Genomic DNA, 655 nt, shown 5'->3' with positions numbered 1-655 from the left:
TCTTTTTCTGTGAACCAAAAGGGAGCCTCTACCTGTGGACTTCCTGCTATCCGTTCAAATTCTTGATGACACCTTTCCCAAGCATCCCCGTCTAAGCCTAAACACTCTTCATCTATAAATCTTTTTCGCCTTCTCAAGGGCGCTTCAGTAGAAGAAACATCCCGTCTTTTTCGAGAAGAATGATCATTTGGAAATGCTGGACCGATAAAATGTTCATGTGCTTTCAAAGAGCAGCCTTGTTGACTTGCAAAAGAACGCCAAGGGTCTAAATTGCGTTCATAATCCATACCCCTTAAAAACATCCCTCGAAAATCAGGAACATTAAACGTCGTAGCACCATCCCCTTCACCCCACGTCGTTCCTATCGCATCAAACAAGGCTCTATACGTTCTTCGCGAATAAGCACGCCCATCACACAACAACCAACCATCCGGCAAGCGTTCCATGGCAAAAGGACCGATTAAACCAGACGGTAAACGTTTTAAGAAAGAAACTTTTCCCCTTGTGGGATTGAGTATTTGCCAACCGGTTATATCTTCATCGTAAATAACTCTATAAAGACAGCCATCTTGGATTTCTTCTCCCGTTAAAGCTAATAAACCAGTATCTGTTGCCTTATAAACGGGCTTGCCGGTTAAATTATTCAAAGCAATCG

The 655-nt window shown here is 42.9% G+C and carries 1 protein-coding gene; it reads right to left on the bottom strand.

Annotation, left to right across the window (positions count from 1 at the left end; translation table 11 throughout):
* Positions 1 to 655, bottom strand: a 655-nt coding sequence (locus ACFINC_RS11090) for a phage tail protein (RefSeq protein WP_375617236.1), incomplete at both ends; no start/stop codon positions are given.

Source organism: Bartonella sp. AP58NXGY (assembly GCF_042195785.1).
GTDB lineage: Bacteria > Pseudomonadota > Alphaproteobacteria > Rhizobiales > Rhizobiaceae > Bartonella.
This window is presented reverse-complemented; position numbering and strand designations above follow the sequence as displayed.